This is a genomic window from Algoriphagus sp. oki45 (assembly GCF_036245605.1).
Lineage (GTDB): Bacteria > Bacteroidota > Bacteroidia > Cytophagales > Cyclobacteriaceae > Algoriphagus.
On the sequence record NZ_BTPC01000005.1, the window covers coordinates 55,969 to 74,032 of the forward strand.

Below are 18,064 nucleotides of genomic sequence, written 5' to 3' on the forward strand. Positions count from 1 at the left end.
TTTTAAAAATTAAAAGGTTTGGGTCTATTTTGGTCAAGCATTAAAAAACTCCAGACAAAAGCCTATGTTTTTTACCCTTATTCGACTGCAGTTTCTGAAAAGTGTCCGGTCCACTTCTTTCGCCAAAAGTCTCCTGATGAATCTATTCATGGGATTTCTGGCCCTGCTTCTCCTTAGCTACGTTTTTGCAGCCGGATTCCTGCTCAAGCGGATAATTGAGCAGTTGGCTGAAGGCCAAAATCCTCTTGAAGTACTCAACAGCTATCTGATTTACTTCTTTCTGGCCGAGTTCATGTATCGGTATTTTATCCAAAAATTGCCGGTGGTAGACCTAGAAAGTCTTCTTCATTTGCCTATCGGGAAAAAACGAATCGTTCATATTCTCCTTTTCAGGTCCTTTATTTCCCCACTTTCTCTGATCGCTCTTTTGCTTTTCCTTCCTTTTTCTTTGGAAGTAGTAGGCGGTGAATACGGTTGGCAAGGGGTAATTACCTGGTTAGGTTCCATTTTGCTCACCAGCTGGACTTTGCATTGGTTTATGCTTTGGTTCAAGCAGCGTTTTGATGACAGCATGATTGGGCTGATTTCTGTGATGGCAGTCTTGCTGTTGGGGACAGGCTCCAGCTATATGGGTTGGTTTAATTTGGGTGAAATCATGAAGCCGGTGTTTGATTTAGCTTTGCTGAGTCCTCTTCCATTTCTTGCCATTTTGGCTTTTTCTGTGGGGTCCTATGTGCTTTGCTTCAAATTTTATGTGGCCAATGCCTACCTAGAAGATTTGACGGAAGAAGAAGATGTCCGATTTGTCAATCAAAGTATCGGCTTTTTCTCCCGATTCGGTTTGGCGGGAGAGTTGGCCAATTTGGAGTGGAAGCTCATCATCCGGCACAAAAAGAGCAGGACATACCTGATGTTGGCTGGGTTTTTCCTGCTGTATGGATTGATTTTCTACAAAAACCCCCAATATGCCACTGAGGAGGGAAGCGGCCTCCACTGGATATTTATCTTCGTTGGAGTTTTCATTACCGGTATCTTTATGCTCCAATATGCCCAGGTTTTTCTCAGTTGGAATTCCTCCAATTTTGATTTTTATATCAGCAAAAAGAATGGGATTGAATCGCTGATCAGAGGGAAATACCTGCTCTTTATCGGCACCTCTTTTATTTGCTTTCTGGCCTCGATTCCTTACGCCTTTTTTGGCTTGCAGTTTCTGCTTTTGCATCTGTGCTGCTTCTTATTCAATATCGGCGTGTTGATGCATGTCATCATTTACTTTTCCCTCTGGAAGCCCAAGCCGATGGATTTAAACAAAGGGGCCATGTTTAACTACGAAGGCATGGGTGCGGCACAGTGGCTGATGTTTATCCCGATGTTTATTTTTCCTTATGCGATCTATCTGCCGGTATTTTTTCTTTTCAATGAAGTAGCCGGGGTGATCGCGCTAGGAGTCATCGGACTGATTGGGATGGTGGCTTTCAAACCCTTGTCCCAAGTCAATATCAATAGAGTGCTCAATAACCGTTACGAAATTTCATCTTCATTCCGTCAAGAATTATGATTACTGTAAACCAGCTGAAAAAGCAATACAAAGATGCCGTCGTTTTGGATGTCGAAAATCTGGAAATCCCTTCTGGTCAATGTTTTGGCCTAGTGGGAAACAATGGTGCCGGGAAGACGACACTTTTCCGAATCATGCTTGACTTGGTAAGAGCTACCAGTGGCAAGGTCACCATCAATGGGGAGGATGTGGCCAAAACAGAATCTTGGAAAGCCAAAGTAGGAGCCTATCTGGACGAGCACATGCTCTTGTCCTATCTGACTCCAGACGAGTATTTTGAGTCTTTGAGAAAAATCTACGGGATGTCCGAGGCTGACTTAAGGCTGCATTTGGAGAAGTTTGTGGAGCTATTCAATGATGAAGTATTAGGTAAAAAGAAATACATCCGAGACCTATCCAAAGGAAACCTCAAGAAAGTCGGCATAGCTGCAGCACTCATGGGTAATCCTGATGTGGTGTTTTTGGATGAACCTTTCGAAAATCTGGATCCGAGTTCTCAGATTCGATTGAAGAAACTGGTCCTCAGAGAAACTGAAAATTCCAGAAGAACCTTTTTGATCTCCAGCCATGACCTGAATCATGTGACAGAGATCTGTGACCGGATTGTTTTGCTCGAAAAGGGAAAAATCATCCGTGACCTGAGGGAAAAAGAAGCCATGATGAGTGAGTTGGAGGCCTATTTTACAGGATAAGGAGATTTTCTTTTCCTATTGGAGAAAGAAGGCGGTCTCATCACAAATTCTTCTGGTTTTGGATTGAATGCATCCTTTGAAAAAATATTCTCCAGTCTGAGTTCCCCGATACTTTTTAGTGAGAGAAAAAGTGCCGGGCTTTCCTGAGACATCTTGGGTAAATACATCCTGTCCATTGACTTCCCACACCATTTTCCATGCATTGGTAGGAGGAAGCCCTCTTACTGTCAATAGCAAGCCGACGCTGTCCTGAACAGAGAGCACTGGACCGCCAATTACATTGACCTCTTCTATGGTGTAATCTGAGGGTTCCGGAGGAATGATATTACAGCCGACAATAAACAAAAAAAGGGGGAGCAGCTTTTTCATTGGGCTATTACTCAGCATCGTAAGAGAAAATTGACATTAGCAGAAAAGTGAAACTTCATGTCAAGGAAACAAGTTTTGAGAAAAAAACAAAAAATCCCTTCAGTTTGTGCTGAAGGGATTTTTTGTGGAGCTGGCGAGATTCGAACTCGCGTCCAGATAAGGAAACACCGTACCGTCTACATGCTTAGTCACCGGTTGGGTTTTCGACCAAATTATGCTGGGTGACACACCTGAACTTGGCTTATCGATTGGCCTTAAGCTTGCTTAATCGCATCACAAGCAGCAGTCCGATCAAGTCGACACCTCGAATCCACCCGGATCAGACGGCGAGTGGGGAGATGTGGCCGGGGAATCACTCTCGCGACTCAACCCTTTAAGCGATCTGTCCTAGTTAGGAGAGATTAGGCAGCCATGGCGTAAGAAGTTTCGCCATTTATCGTTCGTATGAATCTTTCAAGGCCGTACATACTCCAGCCTGCATGCGAGCCCGATCTTTACACTTACTGTCAAAACCGGTCAGCCCCATTGTGTAGGGAAGACAAAAGTAGAAGGAAATTCGTTCATTTTCGATTTACGATTTTCGATTTACGATATTTTGGAGAACTCCAGCCATAATTTTACAGCCTTATCACTTTTCGACTTTTTCAATTTTCCAGTCTTCCAATTTTTCAATTTTCCAATCCGTTTAAAAATCAATCAATTACTGAAAAACTTTACCATAGCTCGTTTTTCTCCCTTCCTGAGTATCCACTTTTTTATATCTTGCAGCGATGGAAAATTTCGTCGTTTCGGCAAGAAAATACAGACCAGCAGATTTCAAGAGTGTGGTGGGGCAGCAGCATATTACTACCACACTACAGAATGCAATCAAAAACAACCACCTTGCCCAGGCTTTTCTTTTCTGTGGACCAAGAGGGGTGGGAAAAACTACCTGTGCCCGTATTTTGGCCAAGACCATCAACTGTGAGAATCTCACCAAAGACTACGAAGCTTGCGGAACTTGTGATTCCTGCGTTTCTTTCCAAAACAACGCTTCTTTCAATATTTATGAACTGGATGCCGCATCCAACAACTCCGTAGATGACATCCGGAATCTGGTAGAGCAAGTGCGCTACGCTCCTCAAAAAGGTCAATACAAGGTGTATATCATTGATGAGGTGCACATGCTTTCTACCCAGGCCTTCAATGCTTTTTTGAAGACTTTGGAAGAGCCGCCTAAGTATGCCATCTTCATCTTGGCTACTACGGAAAAGCACAAAATCATCCCGACCATTCTTTCCCGCTGTCAGATTTTTGACTTCAACCGAATTCAGATCAAGCACATTGCCGATCACCTTCAGTACATCGCCGAGAAAGAAAGTGTCGATTACGAAGAAGAGGCCCTTCGATTGATTGCTACCAAAGCCGATGGGGCTCTACGGGATGCCCTGTCGATTTTTGACCTGATTGTCACCTATTCTGCGGGGAAAAAGGTGACTTACCAAGAGACTATCGCCAATCTTAATATTCTGGATTACGATTATTATTTCAGGGTAGTGGATGCTTTGGTAGCTGAAGACATTTCTTCGGTTCTTTTGATTTTTGATGAGATTCTGAAAAAAGGCTTTGATGGACATAACTTTATCGTTGGCCTGAGTGAGCACTTTAGGGACCTCTTGGTGGTAAAAGATGAAGCAACCATTGACCTTCTGCAAGTATCAGATTCCGCCAAGGAGCGCTACCTTCAGCAGACTCAACAGGCTTCTTTATCCTTTTTGATCTCCGCACTCAATCTTGCCAATCAGTGTGATATCCACTACCGAACCAGCAAAAACCAACGCCTTCATGTGGAATTGGCCTTGATGAAGATGGCAAAACTTCCCCATGCTTTTCGCATAGCTACTTTGGCTGATGAGCTAAAAAAAAAAGGTTAACTAATCCCTCGGAGATTTCTGCGGAACCTATTCCTCTTTCCAGCTCAACTCCAATACTGGAGAAAAAATCTCCTGTAAAGTCCACCATCTCTATTCCTGTCAGTCTGAGCCAGACCAAGCAGTTGGTGGATAAAAAGGCAAAGGAAGCCGAGGCTCCCAAATCTGCTGAAAAAGAAGTAATAGTAGAGGAGCCTAAGGAATCAAAAACTCTGACCCAAGACCTGCTTGATTCTTGTCTGCCTGAAATCAGAAATCACTTTCGACAGGCCGAACGTAAGTTTGAGCAGACGATCTTGGACCAAGAAATAAAATTGATCTCGGGTGAAGTCAGACTCGAAGTCTCCGGGCATATGCAGGAAGAGATTGCCAATAAAATGAAGCCTGACTTGGTGGGCTTGATCCGGAAATTGACCGGTGCCAACGGATTTACCATTGGAGTTCATATCAAGGAGGAAGAAGATGATCATAGTGGAAAGCTATATACAGACAGTGACAAGCTCCTGCACTTGATGAAAAAGTATCCTGCCCTGATAGAGCTTCAGCGGAAGTTTGGACTGGATGTAGATTTCTAAAAATCGAGTGAAACGCCGAAATTAATCAGGTTTTGGAATTGCACCGCCTGCTTGCTGCTTCCATCGTCCTGTTTGATAAAAACCTCTTCATCATAGATAAGTACCGTCTCAATCCGGGTGGAGATATACTTGTTGACCTTTAATCGGATATCGGAATTAAAGTTGACCACCATATTCCCAAAGCGCTCATAATTGGAAAAAAGGTTAAGGTTGGCTCTCCAGGTCACATTTTCCATAAGCCTGAAATCTGCTATACGGGTTGCAAATGACATCCCCGCTTCCGCACGCACATTTTCTCCGGGAGTCACCCCAAAAGCACCAGCATTACTAAGTGAGTCATTCAGCACGATGGTGAATCGACCGGTAAAAGGAGAAACGATAAGGGAAAGGCTGCTTTTGTCCTCGAAGGTCCTTCGATAATTCAGACCGGTTGAGGACTGAATGTAGCCAGGAGAGAGTAAATCCGAGATTTTGGTTCTGATTTCGGATTCACTTCCCGCAGGACGGCTGTACTTATACCCGGTGAGCAATTGAGTTCGGGCATCCAGTTGGGTAGAGAGGAAGTATTTTTCGGATAATTCCCTTCCGTAGTTACTCGAAAAAACGAAGTTATCGTTGGTTTTTCTGGTTTCAAAAGCCCGATCATTTTGCCTGTTGAAACCCAGATTGATATTCAACTGCGTATCCCAGACTTTTTTGTCTTTTTTGTAATTGGCAAAGAGGGATACTCCGGAGTTTAGCGCAAAAGAACTGGCACCCCCTGCGGCCCAATTGCTCAAGGTCACTTGCTGGATATTCAGGTTATAATTTCCGCCGGTAGACCAAAAGATCTCTTTTTCCGGCTCCTCTATCAAAATGGAATCGCCCAGCATCACCAAGGTGTCTCCGTTGATCAAAACTGTATCCGGAACTATAATCCGATCCTGACCCATGGAAGTCTGGATCAGCAAGCCAAAAAACACACTGAAAAATAGGAGGAAACGTCGCATTTACTTGAGGTAACAGGCTGAATCAGGGCTGGAAGATAACCAATTTCTGACCGATGGAGATGAGGTTGTTGCTGCCGATGTTGTTCCAAGACTTCAGCTGTTCTACTGTGATTCCATACTTTCTTGAAATGGCAAATAGCGTTTCTCCCTGATTGACTATGTGGTAGCTTGGGCTGGAAGATGGTTTCTGTTCTTGTTTTGGAGCAGATGGGGACGGAGCTGGGGTAGGTGTGTTGTCCTGTGCGATTACAGTTCGTGGTGTAGGGGTAGAGTTTTTCAGAGGAACGATTTGAATTTCCTCTCCCCGTTTTCTGGGCTCCTGAAGCTGCAGAACCATTCCTGCCTTAAGCTCCCGGTCACTGCGGATTCTGTTTTTTGCCTTAAGGGAAGCCAATCGAATTCCGTATTTCTGTGAAATGCTCCAAAGCGTTTCCCCCGGCTGTACGATATGGGTTTCCACATCGGCTTTGGCCTTTTTCTTTTCGGTATAGTAATACTTCCCGGTTTCAATTCTTGCTCCCGGCTCCAGGTCATTGAGTTTTCTGAGTTTTTTCTCCCTCAATCCCACTCGGTCTGCAAATTGACTTTGGGTAGTAGCAGTACCTGCTTGCACTCCGTCGAGGTCATTGACTTTGATTTGATTGGGTTTGTTGGCTTGGGTAGTGTTGCCGCTGATTCGGGGATAAGAGTCAGCTTGCTTGTAGACAGCCGAAACCGCACTTGAGGAGGTGGAAGTGGAAGTGGAGCTCTTCTTTTCCGGGGTTGTCACTATAGCAGGCTCTATTGGTAGAGATCCTGCAGCGATATAGAAAAGGGTGTGACTACCTGCCGGTACTTTTCCATTGACAGCCCACTTATTGTATTCTTTAAGATGATCTTCGCTGACACCAAATCTTTTGGCTAAGGTGCTAAATGTAGCGGGACCTTGAATCTGCACTTCGGCTAGGCGCTGATTGGAAGCAAAAACCGAGATTTGCCCTTCATAGGCAACTTTATGGGCCAGATACTTTTTGAAATACCAATGGGAATTTCGGTCTACTTCGATGACTTTTTTACCCGAATATTGATTTCCGAAGTAGGATTTGGCTCCACCAAGTCCCATCTGATAAGAGACGAGTGCAGTCATCCAGTTGTCCAGTACAGCCTGATGCTTTTTGAGGTATTTGGCCGCGCCTTGAGTGGAAGTGACAATATTTTTTCTTTCATCGATCTGTCCATCCACTCTTAGGCCCACTTCTTCTGCTGTTCCCTTCTTAAATTGCCAAAATCCTACCGCATTGGAAGTAGAGACAGCATCTGCAATCAATCCGCTTTCCTGGATTACCAGGTATTTCAGGTCATCAGGCACTCCTTGCTTGCGAAGTTCTCTTTCCACAATGGGCATGAAAAGATTAACCCGGTCATTTTTGAGCTTGAAGTAGGTAGGGTTACGATATAGCGCATCCACATCCAGTTGAATTTCCCGTTTGGCTTGGGGATTGATTCGAACGATGAGGTCTGCAAATTCCATCTCACTCGGAACCTGGGGGATTTGGGCCCAGAGTGCTCCCAAAGTGCTGAAAAAGGTCAAAAAGAGTAAGCTGGGTAGTCTTATGGTCATGGTATTCAGGAAAATCAATTGCTATTGCCCCAAATAGCAAAAATGATTCCCATTTTGTCCTAATCCAGTTTTCTTGCCATCAGAATCCCGTCTCTAAGAGGTAAAAGTACATTTTCGACCCGGGAATCCTCTTGGACTTTCCGGTTGAAGTCAAGCAAAGCTTGGGTATCCTTGTCTACCTTTTTTCCTTCTTCCTGTACTACCTTCCCTGACCAAAGAACATTGTCAGCCAAAATAATCCCTCCCGGACTGACTTTGTCAATCACCAAGTCGAAATACTCAGAATAGTAGTATTTGTCCGCGTCAATGAAAACCAAGTCAAAAGGTCCCGAAAGGGTAGGGATGATTTCCCTTGCATTGCCCAGTCGGTAGTCGATTTGATGGGCGAGACCACTTTCTTCAAAAAAACCCCGCACCATGGGCTCCAGTTCGTCATTGATATCCAGCGTAGTCAGTTTGCCACCTTTGCTCAAGCCTCTAGCTAGGCAGATTCCCGAATACCCGGTATAGGTACCGATTTCCAGAATGGATTGAGCCCGGATCATTTTTGCAAAGAGCTCCAGAGTCTTCCCTTGAAGATGTCCGGAAAGCATGCGAGGCATCAGGACTTTGGCTTGGGTCTCCCGGGTGATTTTCTGGAGAAGAGGATCTTCCGGGCTGGTATGGACCTCGCAATAAGCCAGTAAGGCTGGGTCGATGAATTCCATGGATCAAGAAGGGATATAAGTGAGTACGCTCAACTGCTCAGGATTGAAGATGTCCTGGGCGATTTCCTGTAGGTCGGTGGCTGTAGTAGAGCGGATTTGGTCAAAAATCCGCTCCAAGGGATCAATTTTGTCATGATCGATCAGGCTTTTGCCATAGACAAGCATTAGGGCTGCATAGTTTTCTTCGGCCATGGCCATCTGTCCAATGGCCTGTTCCTTGGCCATGTGGAGCTGAAGGGTTCCCAAGGTTTTGGTTCGGAGCTTTTGCATTTCCCGATGGACAATAGCCTGGGATTTTTTCAGGGTTTTTTCTTCCGTCCCAAAATAAATCCCAAAGAATCCTGTGTCTGAAAAAGGCTGATAACTGGATTCGATGCTGTAGACATAGCCATAATTTTCGCGAAGGGAAAGGTTCAATCTGCTGTTCATGCTTGGACCTCCCAGGATGTTGTTGAGCAGAAAGAGCTTGTACCGATTGGGGTCATGCTGAGAGTAGGCCGGCCTACCTATGGCACAGAGGGATTGGGAAACCTCCCTTCGGACGGTTTTGATTTGGGGTTGGTAGGTGTGAAATCCATTTCTGACATAAAGGGTCCGTCTGGTTTGGATTTCTTTCAGTGGGCCTTCGATTGCCTTAAGGGCTTTTTCAAAGGAAATATTTCCCACTGCAGAGAAAACCAGCTGTGAGGTGTCCAAATGAGTGGAAATGAAATCAAAGAAATCCTGTTGGGAAAATCGCCCCACGGTCTCTTCGGTGCCTAGGATATTTCTTCCCAAGGCATGATTGGCAAAGACGAGTGCATCCAAGTCATCCTGAATGGAGTCATCCGGTGAGTCCCGATACATGGCCATTTCTTCCAAGATCACTTGGCGCTCTTTTTCGATTTGTTTTTCGGGAAAAGTGGAATTGAACGTAATATCAAACAGTAATTCGGCAGCTTTTGGATAATGATCTTTCAACACGGAAGCGTAAAAGCAAACCTTCTCCTTGGTCGTGTAGGCGTTAAGTTCTCCCCCGAGAGATTCAAGTCGGTTGATAATGTGAAAAGTCTTTCGCTTATGAGTGCCCTTGAAAGCCATGTGTTCCCAAAAATGGGCAAGTCCTTCCTGCTCTTTATCTTCATCTCGGCTGCCAATATTGAGAATGAATCCGCAATGAACCAAACGGGTGTGAGTGACTTGTTGGTGAACTATCCGAATCCCGTTGGGTAGCTCTTTTATATTCAATTGCATGCTGCGCTAATCCTTTTTGGAAAGTACAAATTTAACTTGAAACGGGCTATCTCTGAATTTGATTCCGAGGATAGACAGGTTTTATTAACTTGCCCTGAGATCAATTTGACTATGAAATATCAACCTCTTCCCAAAGAACTTTATATCCGCAACCGGGCTAAGCTCGCAGCCAAACTGGCGAAAAATTCAGTGGCCATCTTCAATTCCAACGACATCTTGCCCACTAACGCGGATGGCACGATGAAATTTCGGCAAAACAATGACCTCTTTTATCTCTGTGGTATCGATCAGGAGGAGACCATTTTGTTGATCGCGCCTGATTGTCCGAATCCTGCATGGAGAGAGGTACTTTTTCTCAGAGAAACTAATGAACATATCGCCGTCTGGGAAGGCCACAAATACACCAAAGAAGAAGCTGAGGCTGCCTCCGGGATCAAAAATATCCAATGGTTGTCTGCCTTTGATCAGATCTTCAACTCAGTAATGGCACTTTCGGATCGGATTTACCTGAATACCAACGAGCATCTTCGTGCCGGAGTCGTGGTGGAGACCCGGGATGCGAGGTTTATCAAAGCTTGTAAGGAAAAGTTTCCTCTTCATGAATATGAGCGGGCAGCCCCGATCATGCACGAACTCCGGGGAGTCAAGGAACAGGAGGAGATTGATCAGATGCAAATCGCCTGTGATATCACCGAGAAAGGCTTTCGCAGGATTCTGTCTTTTGTCAAACCCGGAGTGACTGAATATGAAATCGAGGCGGAATTTATTCATGAATTTGTGCGCAACAGAAGCCGGGGTTTTGCTTACGAGCCAATCATCGCTTCAGGTCCATCTGCCTGTGTTTTGCACTATATCGAAAACAACAAAGCCTGCAATGCCGGGGAATTGTTGTTGCTGGATGTCGGTGCGGAGTATGGGAATTACAATGCAGACATGACCCGAACTATTCCTGTGAGCGGAAGATTCACCAAAAGGCAACGACAGGTCTATGATGCTGTTTTGCGGGTCAAAAGACAAGCCGCTTCCATGCTTCGTCCTGGAGTGACTATTCAGGACTATCACCGGGAAGTCGGCCTGATCATGCAATCGGAGTTGGTCGGACTGGGATTGATCGATCAGACGGATATCAAAAATCAGGATCCGAATTGGCCAGCCTACAAAAAGTACTTTATGCACGGGACTTCCCATCATTTGGGATTGGATGTGCACGATGTGGGTACCATGCATTTTCCGATCAAAGTAGGAATGGTATTCACCGTAGAGCCGGGGATCTATATTCCGGAGGAAGGGTCTGGGATTCGCTTGGAAAACAATGTGGTGGTTCAGGAAGAGGGATATTTCGATCTGATGCGGAATATTCCGATAGAAGCGGAAGAGATTGAGGACTTGATGAATTCTTAAGGAGATTCAGATGGGGTAAATTTTCCAAAGTTCGAAACTTTGGAAAAGTTTGTTGACCGAATTACCGAACTCCCAAGAAACGATTTTGAGAGTTTTTTATTTTGATTTAAGTTTTTCAAAAAGAAAATCTACCCTTTCATTTAAGAAATCTATTTTCTCTTTTAAAAAATTAATTTCTTCCATGACTTTAGAGATAGTTTGGTAGTTTTCCGAAACTCTTTCTGGCGCAATAGTGATATCCTTTTTTCCTTCAATTATTGGGTAAATCCCTTTATAAATAAATTCTAAACTGACATTAAATAATTCATTTAGTTTTTTTATTTGATCTGGAGTTGCGTAATATGCCTTTCCATTATTTTTTTCCAGATAAGATCTCATCCCAGTTACTCTTTGCGATCTTATTCCTGCTTTTAATTCTAAATCTCTATCAGTTTTGATAAGATTTTTCTCTTTTAGATGTTCAATCGCCTCTAAGAAGTTTTTTGTAAATGCCTTTCTCTCAATTTTATCCATTATCCAATTATTTTAACTATTTAAGTTATTAAAATTACGATAAATGTTAAAAAACACAAATTATATCATAAAAAAAACCTCTCAGATCGCTCCGAGAGGGTTTTTTGTAAGAAGTTTAATTGGGATAATTACCCGATAGAAATTCTCTTGAAAGTATTTACAGTCAAGCCTTTGCTTACACCGTCAAGGTATTGAGCGATAGACTTTGAGTTGTCTTTTACGAATTGTTGGCTCAACAAGGTGTTTTCCTTGTAGAACTTCTGAAGCTTACCCATAGCGATTTTTTCCAACATCTCTTCCGGCTTGCCTTCAGCTCTAGCCTGCTCCTTACCGATTTCGATTTCTCTTTCGATCATGGAAGCATCTACACCGTCCTTGTCTACGGCTACCGGATTCATAGCTGCAATCTGCATGGCTACGTCTTTTCCGGCATCTTCTACATCAGCACCTGATGCGTTGACCAATCCTACCAATACACCCAATTTGCCATTGGAGTGGATATAAGGAACGACTTTCTCAGCAGAGATGACTTCGTAGTGAGAGATTTCGATTTTCTCACCGATTTTACCGGTCATTTCTACGATTTTCTCAGCTACGGTGATGTTTTCGAAAGGTAGGGCAAGGATATCTTCTTTGGAAGAAGCATTGTTGGCCACAGCCATATCGATCAAAGTATTTGCGAAAGCACCGAATTCTTCGTTTTTAGCCACAAAGTCAGTCTCGCAAGTCAGGGAAAGAAGGATTCCTTTTGCGCCGTTTTCGGCTACTCGGGTTACTACTACGCCTTCTTTGGTCTCGCGGTCTGCTCTGGAAGCAGATACTTTTTGACCTTTTTTTCTGAGGATGTCTACTGCTTTTTCGAAGTCACCTTCAGCTTCTGTCAAAGCTTTTTTGCAGTCCATCATACCGGCACCGGTCATTTGTCTCAGTTTGTTTACGTCTTGTGCAGTAATTGCCATGTTGTGATCAGTTTATCTAGCGATTAATAAATTTCTGTGATTGCCGGTCCAAGTTACAAAACAGGGGACCGGGGAATATTTCCTCTGGGTTAAGCTTCTCACCCGGGGAAAGAGTAAAAACAAAAAAATTGAACATCGGCCTGGGCCGGATGTTCAATTTTATTTATTTCAAATCGGTGTGGATTACTCTTGAGTTTCTGCGTCCACTGCTCTTTTTGCCTCTTCCTCTTCAGAAAGTTTGGCTTCGTCCTTGTCTTTCTTTCTTTCGGAAAGACCTTCTTCGATGGCTGCTCCGAAAGCTTTTACCAACAAAGAAACAGACTTGAATGCATCGTCATTTGCAGGAATTGGGAAGTCCACCTCGTTAGGATTGGAGTTGGTATCTACCAAAGCGAAAACCGGGATACCCAATTTTTGTGCTTCTGCGATGGCGATGTGTTCTCTTTTGATATCTACTACGAAAAGAGCTGCAGGAAGTCTGCTCAGGTCAGCGATACCGCCGAGTACACTTTCCATTTTGTCTTTCTGACGGCTTACCATCAGACGCTCTTTCTTAGCCAAGTTCTTGTAAGAATCTTCCTTCATCATTTTCTCCAAAGAAGACATCTTCTTAAGAGATTTTCTGATGGTAGCGAAGTTGGTCAACATACCGCCCAACCATCTTTCGGTCACGTAAGGCATATTGAGACGCTGAGCTTCTGCTGCTACCAGGTCTTTGGCTTGTTTTTTCGTAGCGACAAACATCACTTTTTTGCCGGAACGTACAATTTGCTTGATTGCGTTGGATGCTTCTTCGAGGCAAGCAAGCGTTTTGTTGAGGTCGATAATGTGGATACCGTTTTTCTCCATGAAGATATATGGAGCCATTCTTGGATCCCACTTTCTCGTCAAGTGTCCGAAGTGAACACCAGCATCCAGTAAGTCTTTGTATTCGATTTTTGACATGAATAAAATTGTTTTCTATGGAATGAAGATCGTTCCGATTAACGCTTGGAGAACTGGAATCTTCTTCTTGCTTTTCTACGTCCTGGCTTCTTACGCTCGACCATTCTAGGGTCACGGGTCAGGAAGCCTTCTTTTTTCAAAGGACCTCTGTGCTCTGCGTCAAACTCGCACAAAGCTCTGGAGATAGCCATACGGGCTGCCTCAGCTTGTCCTTTGATTCCACCACCGTCTACATTGATGTTGACGTCGTAGTTGCCTTCTACCCCTACAAGGGCAAGAGGCTGCTTAACTACAATCTGGTGCAAATCAAACGGGAAGTACACTTCAATAGCCTTGTTGTTTACGGTGATTTTACCGTTGCCTGGAGTCATGTAGATTCTGGCTACGGATGTTTTTCTTCTACCGATTGTGTTGATCATTTCCATGATTTAGCGATTAAAGGGTGATGTTTTTTGGCTGCTGTGCCGCATGAGGATGCTCAGCACCTTCATATACGTACAGGTTACCGTACAATTTTCTTCCCAATCTGTTCTTAGGCAGCATGCCTCGAACTGCTTTTTCCACCAAAATCGCTGAAGACTTTTGCTTCAGGATTCTTGGGGTGGAAATTCGCTGTCCACCTGGGTATCCAGTGTGACGCACATAGACTTTGGCATCCCACTTGTCACCCGTCAATCGTACCTTGTCTGCGTTGATTACAATGACATTGTCACCGCAATCCACGTTAGGAGTGAAGCTAGGCTTCGTCTTTCCTCTCAAGATTTTCGCAACCTCACTCGCCAATCTTCCAAGAATCGCAGCTTGCGCGTCTACGACGACCCACTGCTTTTCTACGGTGGAATTGTTGGCTGAGATGGTTTTATAGCTCAGAGTATCCACTGTGTAACTGTTTAATTTTTAGCTTGTTATTTAATTATCGACCCCAAAAAGGGACACAAAGATAGATGCATTTTGTTTTTTATGCAAACTATTTCCAATCCTTATTCCTAATTTTCATGGGTTTAGGTCCAAAATCCCGAATATTCCTCGGTTTTTTTGATTTCAGGACTCTGTTGTTTCTCAGGCATTTTTTTCCAACTGATGGACCAAAACCTGAAAATCTTTAGGATAAGGAGCAGAGACTTTAATGGGCTTTCCGCCCATGCCTAGAAATTCAATTGAATAGGCGTGAAGTGAAACCCGCTGCATAATGGGTAGCTCCTCCGTGTCTTTTTTGAGATTGAAGCGGCGCTTGAGTGAAGAAAGGTACAAAGGCTTGCCACCATATAAGGTGTCTCCGCAAATCGGAGCTTTTAGGTAGGCTAAATGCACGCGAATTTGGTGTAATCGACCCGTGATGGGTTTACACTCCACTAAGGTGTGCGCATAATAGGTTTTCAGCGTGCTGAATACGGTCTGCGCTGGCTTACCTTCTTTACTGACTTTAGCGATGCCTTTGTTTGTCGCGACTAGGTTTCTGTCTACCAGCTCCTGCCGGAAGTCCTTGATTCCTTCGATGACTGCATGATAGACTTTTTCTACCTCCCTATTTTCAAACTGCATGGCCAAGTGCCTGTAGGCCTCCGGATTTTTGGCAATCACCAGACATCCGGAGGTTTCCTTATCCAATCTATGGCACAGTTGAGAATCGGCGGTGTATGCCTTGGCTAGGTCCAGGATGTTTTGCGCCTCGTGCCGGTCGTCTAAGCTCGACAGGTATGGTGGCTTGTTGATTACCAGGTAATCCTCGTTTTCAAACAGAATAAGGTTTTGAAAGTCTACTTTCTTCATGGATTTTCCTGCGCCTCTTCAAAGAAGGGGCAAAGGTAAGTCAAAAGATAGGATGAAAAAAAGGACCCGTCTTATTTACTGTTTGGATGTAGCAGACTTGGCCAAATCTTCCTGTTCTGCAAGCTTGACCATGGGCAATGAGAAACTGAAAATTGATCCCTTTCCGACCGTAGAGCTTACAGATATTTTGCTCTTGTGCCCCTCCAGGATGTGCTTGACAATAGCCAGTCCCAATCCGGTGCCGCCTTCTTTTTTGTTTCGGCTTTTCTCTACTCTATAAAATCGCTCAAAAATGCGCTTGAGGTCTTCTGGGGGGATACCCTGTCCATCATCTTTGATTTCTACCTGTAAGGTGTTTTTGCCGGGCTTAAGTCCTATCTGCACTTCTCCTCCGTGGTGATTGTATTTGATGGCGTTAAAAATCAAGTTTTGGCAGACCCGATAGATTTTTGGTCGATCGGCATGAGTGATGTACTTTCTTTCCGGGTCGTATTCCCATTTGATCTTCACCTCCCGCTTGGAAGCTTTGTGCTCCAGCTCTTCGATAACCTCATCGATGAGTTCCCGAAGGTCAAAATCTGAAAATGAAAACTTGATGACTCCACTCTCCATCTGATTGAGGGTAAGCAGGTCCTGAACCAACACATCGAGGGAGTCCAGGCTTTTGGCCGCTCTCTTCAGGAATTTCATCCGGACGTGTTTGTCTTCTATTGCCCCATCGAGAAGGGTGTGAATATATCCTTGCGTGGCGAAAATAGGAGTCTTGAGCTCATGGGATATATCGGCGATGAATTCCCTTCTGAATTCCGCATTCTTGGTCAGGGTCTCGATTTCCTTTTGCCTGGCGATGGCGTAAGAGTTGATTACCGAGTTGATTTTGCGAAGCGGGGAGAGGGATGAGCGGAAAGATTTGTCCTGAATATCGGAGAGATCCTTTTTTTGAATTTTCTCCAAAAGGGTGTAAATGTTTCCTATTTCTCTAAAGATAAGAAACTCCAAGGTGATGTTGATGAGTAAGTAAGCAATGGAAAAAATCAAAGCACCTGCCACCAGCATATAAGTGATCGTACTCTCGCCCATGAGGGAAAGGAAAGCCGTCGTCAAAGCAGCAATGGCTATTGCCAAAATAAGTGCTATCCCCCTGGAGTTGGTCAGCATGTGTTATCCCAAGTCGAATTTGTATCCTACGCCTTTTACCGTAGTGATGTAGTCTTCTCCGATTTTCTCCCGGACTTTTCGGATATGTACATCCACAGTCCTGGCCAAAACAAAAACATCCGAACCCCAGATGTTTTGAAGGAGCTCATCCCGGCTAAAGACCATATTAGGGTTTTTGGCAAGGAAATACAACAATTCAAATTCTTTCTTGGGCAGGGTGATGGTTTTCCCTGATTTGTTTATGGTGTAACTGCCCCGGTCGATAACGAGGTCTCTAATTTTGATTTGGGATACCTCCTGTTCCTTTTTCGATTCTCTTCGAAACAAGGCCGCAATCCGGCTCATCAACGCCCGGGGCTTAATAGGCTTGGTAATGTAATCATCCGCTCCCACATCGAAGGCCGCTACTTCTGAGTATTCCTCCATCCGGGCGGTAAGGAAGATGACGAAAGCATTTTTAAGCTCGGGAATCTGACGGATCTGCAGGCAAGTTTCCACTCCGTCTTGACCGGGCATCATGATGTCCAGCAAAATGACATCAGGCTGGAATTTGACGGCTGTCTTTACCGCTTTGATTCCGTCTTCTGCTGTGGCTACTTCGTACCCCTCTTTTTGGAGATTGTATTTTAGAATTTCAACGATATCCGGTTCATCATCGACGACCAAAACTTTGATCTTCTGCTTCTCGCTCATGGAGATGGTTTTAAGGTTCGGTTAAAATTAATCAATAATCCCTCATTTTAACCAAACAATCATTGGCTGACCAGCTTTTTGAATGGGTTTTTGGGCTTAAGGTTTCCCGAAAGTTAAGCGGACGTTATTCAAAAATTAAGAAAATATTACATGGACCGGAGCCCTTTCGCTTCGGCGATATCAATATTCAATGAACCGATGAAAAGATTGGCTTTGATTTTCACCGGGATTTTATTCTGATCTGTGGTTACCCATACTTTTACTGGGTATTCACCTCTGAAAAGTTTGTTTTTGGGGATTTGGGGAGAAAAAACGAAGGTTTCTTGTTTGCCAAGATTGGTGTCGATCTCCTCTTTGCCCTCGTATATTAATTTTAGGTTATATATTTCTTTATCGAAAAATCCTGTGATGGTGATGGATTCTCCTTTTCGAAGATGGGAAAGGTCCATCGTCCTCAAATAATAGAATCCGCTGACCAAATCCTGAACTTTACCGGGTAGGTTAAATTCCTTCACCTCTTTCAGGTTTTTGTTCTCTTTATCATAGAGTTCCATTTTGGCCAACTTCTTTTCCTGATCAAAATAGACCTTTTCATGCTTCCGGTATTTACCTTCTTCGATGTGCCTATAAGAAAGTGAAGGGAGAAGGCTGCCTGTATCCAGGTGGGTTCCCCAGTTGTCATTCACTTTCCCGAAAATAGTGGCGGCGCCTTTGGTTTTCCCATAGGCATCGATTTTATAATGGGCTCTTGATCCTTCCTGCACTGCCCGCTTGGCCACCTGAAGTTTGGCTTCTGCAAGTTCCAGCCATCCATAGCTCACTTCAAAGGTCAACTCTTCTCCAAACGTGAAGGCCTTATTGGATTGGGCTGAGGTAGGGAAATGGAAAAAAAGAAGGATTCCCAAAAGGAAGAGAACCGAGCGAATCATGGATTTTCTGACAATAACTGACAAAATCTTCAGGTTTTGTTTTTCTAAACGAAAAATAGAGCT

Annotated in this window: 19 protein-coding genes and 1 other RNA gene; 5 read left to right on the top strand and 15 right to left on the bottom strand. The window is 44.1% G+C overall.

Going from position 1 to position 18,064, the window contains the following annotated elements; all coding sequences use genetic code 11:
- Nucleotides 1-64: 64 nt before the first annotated feature.
- Complete coding sequence (locus AAA942_RS17970; RefSeq protein ID WP_338221686.1) at nt 65-1,558, top strand: DUF5687 family protein; 1,494 nt, start codon at nt 65-67, stop codon at nt 1,556-1,558.
- On the top strand, nt 1,555-2,250 hold the full coding sequence (locus tag AAA942_RS17975) for an ABC transporter ATP-binding protein (RefSeq protein WP_338221687.1): 696 nt from the start codon (nt 1,555-1,557) through the stop codon (nt 2,248-2,250). Before AAA942_RS17970 ends, AAA942_RS17975 begins: the two co-directional genes overlap by 4 nt.
- A 15-nt stretch (nt 2,251-2,265) precedes the next feature.
- Here the strand turns inward: AAA942_RS17975 and AAA942_RS17980 are convergent, their stop codons facing one another.
- Nucleotides 2,266-2,619, bottom strand: coding sequence for a hypothetical protein (locus AAA942_RS17980; protein WP_338221688.1), 354 nt, complete (start codon nt 2,617-2,619; stop codon nt 2,266-2,268).
- Nucleotides 2,620-2,741: 122 nt separating this feature from the next.
- Nucleotides 2,742-3,143, bottom strand: a transfer-messenger RNA (tmRNA) gene (ssrA, locus tag AAA942_RS17985).
- A 246-nt stretch (nt 3,144-3,389) separates the two neighbouring features.
- On the opposite strand from ssrA, the gene AAA942_RS17990 reads away from it, so the two are divergent.
- Together AAA942_RS17990 and AAA942_RS17995 are read left to right on the top strand one after the other, a co-directional pair.
- Nucleotides 3,390-4,532 carry a DNA polymerase III subunit gamma/tau gene (locus tag AAA942_RS17990; protein ID WP_338221689.1) on the top strand — a complete coding sequence of 381 codons (1,143 nt, stop codon included), beginning with the start codon at nt 3,390-3,392 and terminating at the stop codon, nt 4,530-4,532.
- Between the two features lie 125 nt (nt 4,533-4,657).
- Entirely contained in the window at nt 4,658-5,104 is a 447-nt protein-coding gene (locus AAA942_RS17995; RefSeq protein WP_338221690.1) for a hypothetical protein, read from the top strand.
- On the opposite strand, the gene AAA942_RS18000 is transcribed toward AAA942_RS17995, so the two are convergent.
- Genes AAA942_RS18000 through AAA942_RS18015 form a run of 4 tightly spaced genes read right to left on the bottom strand, consistent with a single transcriptional unit; the run spans nt 5,101 to nt 9,633 of the window.
- A complete protein-coding gene (locus AAA942_RS18000; RefSeq protein WP_445083354.1) occupies nt 5,101-6,093 on the bottom strand; it encodes a DUF3078 domain-containing protein in 993 nt (330 codons plus the stop codon). The genes AAA942_RS17995 and AAA942_RS18000 overlap by 4 nt on opposite strands.
- Before the next feature lie 22 nt (nt 6,094-6,115).
- Nucleotides 6,116-7,693, bottom strand: coding sequence for a LysM peptidoglycan-binding domain-containing protein (locus tag AAA942_RS18005; protein ID WP_338221691.1), 1,578 nt, complete (start codon nt 7,691-7,693; stop codon nt 6,116-6,118).
- 59 nt (nt 7,694-7,752) lie between these two features.
- Nucleotides 7,753-8,400: an O-methyltransferase gene (locus AAA942_RS18010; RefSeq protein ID WP_338221692.1), complete on the bottom strand. Its 648-nt coding sequence runs from the start codon at nt 8,398-8,400 to the stop codon at nt 7,753-7,755.
- Between the two features lie 3 nt (nt 8,401-8,403).
- Nucleotides 8,404-9,633, bottom strand: coding sequence for a M16 family metallopeptidase (locus AAA942_RS18015; protein ID WP_338221693.1), 1,230 nt, complete (start codon nt 9,631-9,633; stop codon nt 8,404-8,406).
- A gap of 111 nt (nt 9,634-9,744) precedes the next feature.
- Between AAA942_RS18015 and AAA942_RS18020 the strand changes: the two genes are divergently transcribed.
- The gene (locus tag AAA942_RS18020) at nt 9,745-11,034 is read left to right on the top strand and encodes an aminopeptidase P family protein (protein WP_338221694.1); all 1,290 of its coding nucleotides are present in this window, start codon (nt 9,745-9,747) and stop codon (nt 11,032-11,034) included.
- A 96-nt stretch (nt 11,035-11,130) separates the two neighbouring features.
- Here the strand turns inward: AAA942_RS18020 and AAA942_RS18025 are convergent, their stop codons facing one another.
- The 9 genes from AAA942_RS18025 to AAA942_RS18065 all read right to left on the bottom strand — a co-directional run bounded on the left by AAA942_RS18025 (nt 11,131) and on the right by AAA942_RS18065 (nt 18,025).
- Nucleotides 11,131-11,547 (bottom strand): hypothetical protein, encoded by a 417-nt coding sequence (locus AAA942_RS18025; RefSeq protein ID WP_338221695.1) that lies wholly within the window; start codon nt 11,545-11,547, stop codon nt 11,131-11,133.
- A 128-nt stretch (nt 11,548-11,675) separates the two neighbouring features.
- Entirely contained in the window at nt 11,676-12,506 is an 831-nt protein-coding gene (gene tsf / locus AAA942_RS18030; RefSeq protein ID WP_338221696.1) for a translation elongation factor Ts, read from the bottom strand.
- A gap of 183 nt (nt 12,507-12,689) precedes the next feature.
- Nucleotides 12,690-13,451, bottom strand: coding sequence for a 30S ribosomal protein S2 (gene rpsB / locus AAA942_RS18035; RefSeq protein WP_338221697.1), 762 nt, complete (start codon nt 13,449-13,451; stop codon nt 12,690-12,692).
- A gap of 38 nt (nt 13,452-13,489) precedes the next feature.
- Nucleotides 13,490-13,876, bottom strand: coding sequence for a 30S ribosomal protein S9 (gene rpsI, locus AAA942_RS18040; RefSeq protein ID WP_187176960.1), 387 nt, complete (start codon nt 13,874-13,876; stop codon nt 13,490-13,492).
- 10 nt (nt 13,877-13,886) lie between these two features.
- Complete coding sequence (rplM, locus tag AAA942_RS18045) at nt 13,887-14,330, bottom strand: 50S ribosomal protein L13 (RefSeq protein ID WP_338221698.1); 444 nt, start codon at nt 14,328-14,330, stop codon at nt 13,887-13,889.
- A gap of 180 nt (nt 14,331-14,510) precedes the next feature.
- A complete protein-coding gene (locus AAA942_RS18050) occupies nt 14,511-15,221 on the bottom strand; it encodes an RluA family pseudouridine synthase (protein WP_338221699.1) in 711 nt (236 codons plus the stop codon).
- Between the two features lie 75 nt (nt 15,222-15,296).
- Complete coding sequence (locus AAA942_RS18055) at nt 15,297-16,379, bottom strand: sensor histidine kinase (protein ID WP_338221700.1); 1,083 nt, start codon at nt 16,377-16,379, stop codon at nt 15,297-15,299.
- Between the two features lie 3 nt (nt 16,380-16,382).
- Complete coding sequence (locus AAA942_RS18060; protein ID WP_338221701.1) at nt 16,383-17,072, bottom strand: response regulator transcription factor; 690 nt, start codon at nt 17,070-17,072, stop codon at nt 16,383-16,385.
- Nucleotides 17,073-17,218: 146 nt separating this feature from the next.
- Nucleotides 17,219-18,025 (bottom strand): DUF3108 domain-containing protein, encoded by an 807-nt coding sequence (locus AAA942_RS18065; protein WP_338221702.1) that lies wholly within the window; start codon nt 18,023-18,025, stop codon nt 17,219-17,221.
- Between the last annotated feature and the right edge of the window lie 39 nt (nt 18,026-18,064).

What these genes read in the sequence shown, in the direction of transcription:
- AAA942_RS18060 (WP_338221701.1), bottom strand. Translation starts at nt 17,072, where the DNA reads ATGAGCGAGAAGCAGAAGATCAAAGTTTTGGTCGTCGATGATGAACCG.
- AAA942_RS17980 (WP_338221688.1), bottom strand. Translation starts at nt 2,619, where the DNA reads ATGAAAAAGCTGCTCCCCCTTTTTTTGTTTATTGTCGGCTGTAATATC.
- AAA942_RS17990 (WP_338221689.1), top strand. Translation starts at nt 3,390, where the DNA reads ATGGAAAATTTCGTCGTTTCGGCAAGAAAATACAGACCAGCAGATTTC.
- AAA942_RS17975 (WP_338221687.1), top strand. Translation starts at nt 1,555, where the DNA reads ATGATTACTGTAAACCAGCTGAAAAAGCAATACAAAGATGCCGTCGTT.
- AAA942_RS18020 (WP_338221694.1), top strand. Translation starts at nt 9,745, where the DNA reads ATGAAATATCAACCTCTTCCCAAAGAACTTTATATCCGCAACCGGGCT.
- AAA942_RS17970 (WP_338221686.1), top strand. Translation starts at nt 65, where the DNA reads ATGTTTTTTACCCTTATTCGACTGCAGTTTCTGAAAAGTGTCCGGTCC.
- AAA942_RS18010 (WP_338221692.1), bottom strand. Translation starts at nt 8,400, where the DNA reads ATGGAATTCATCGACCCAGCCTTACTGGCTTATTGCGAGGTCCATACC.
- rpsB (WP_338221697.1), bottom strand. Translation starts at nt 13,451, where the DNA reads ATGTCAAAAATCGAATACAAAGACTTACTGGATGCTGGTGTTCACTTC.
- tsf (WP_338221696.1), bottom strand. Translation starts at nt 12,506, where the DNA reads ATGGCAATTACTGCACAAGACGTAAACAAACTGAGACAAATGACCGGT.
- AAA942_RS18050 (WP_338221699.1), bottom strand. Translation starts at nt 15,221, where the DNA reads ATGAAGAAAGTAGACTTTCAAAACCTTATTCTGTTTGAAAACGAGGAT.
- AAA942_RS18055 (WP_338221700.1), bottom strand. Translation starts at nt 16,379, where the DNA reads ATGCTGACCAACTCCAGGGGGATAGCACTTATTTTGGCAATAGCCATT.
- rpsI (WP_187176960.1), bottom strand. Translation starts at nt 13,876, where the DNA reads ATGGAAATGATCAACACAATCGGTAGAAGAAAAACATCCGTAGCCAGA.
- AAA942_RS18005 (WP_338221691.1), bottom strand. Translation starts at nt 7,693, where the DNA reads ATGACCATAAGACTACCCAGCTTACTCTTTTTGACCTTTTTCAGCACT.
- AAA942_RS18000 (WP_445083354.1), bottom strand. Translation starts at nt 6,093, where the DNA reads ATGCGACGTTTCCTCCTATTTTTCAGTGTGTTTTTTGGCTTGCTGATC.
- AAA942_RS18025 (WP_338221695.1), bottom strand. Translation starts at nt 11,547, where the DNA reads ATGGATAAAATTGAGAGAAAGGCATTTACAAAAAACTTCTTAGAGGCG.
- AAA942_RS18015 (WP_338221693.1), bottom strand. Translation starts at nt 9,633, where the DNA reads ATGCAATTGAATATAAAAGAGCTACCCAACGGGATTCGGATAGTTCAC.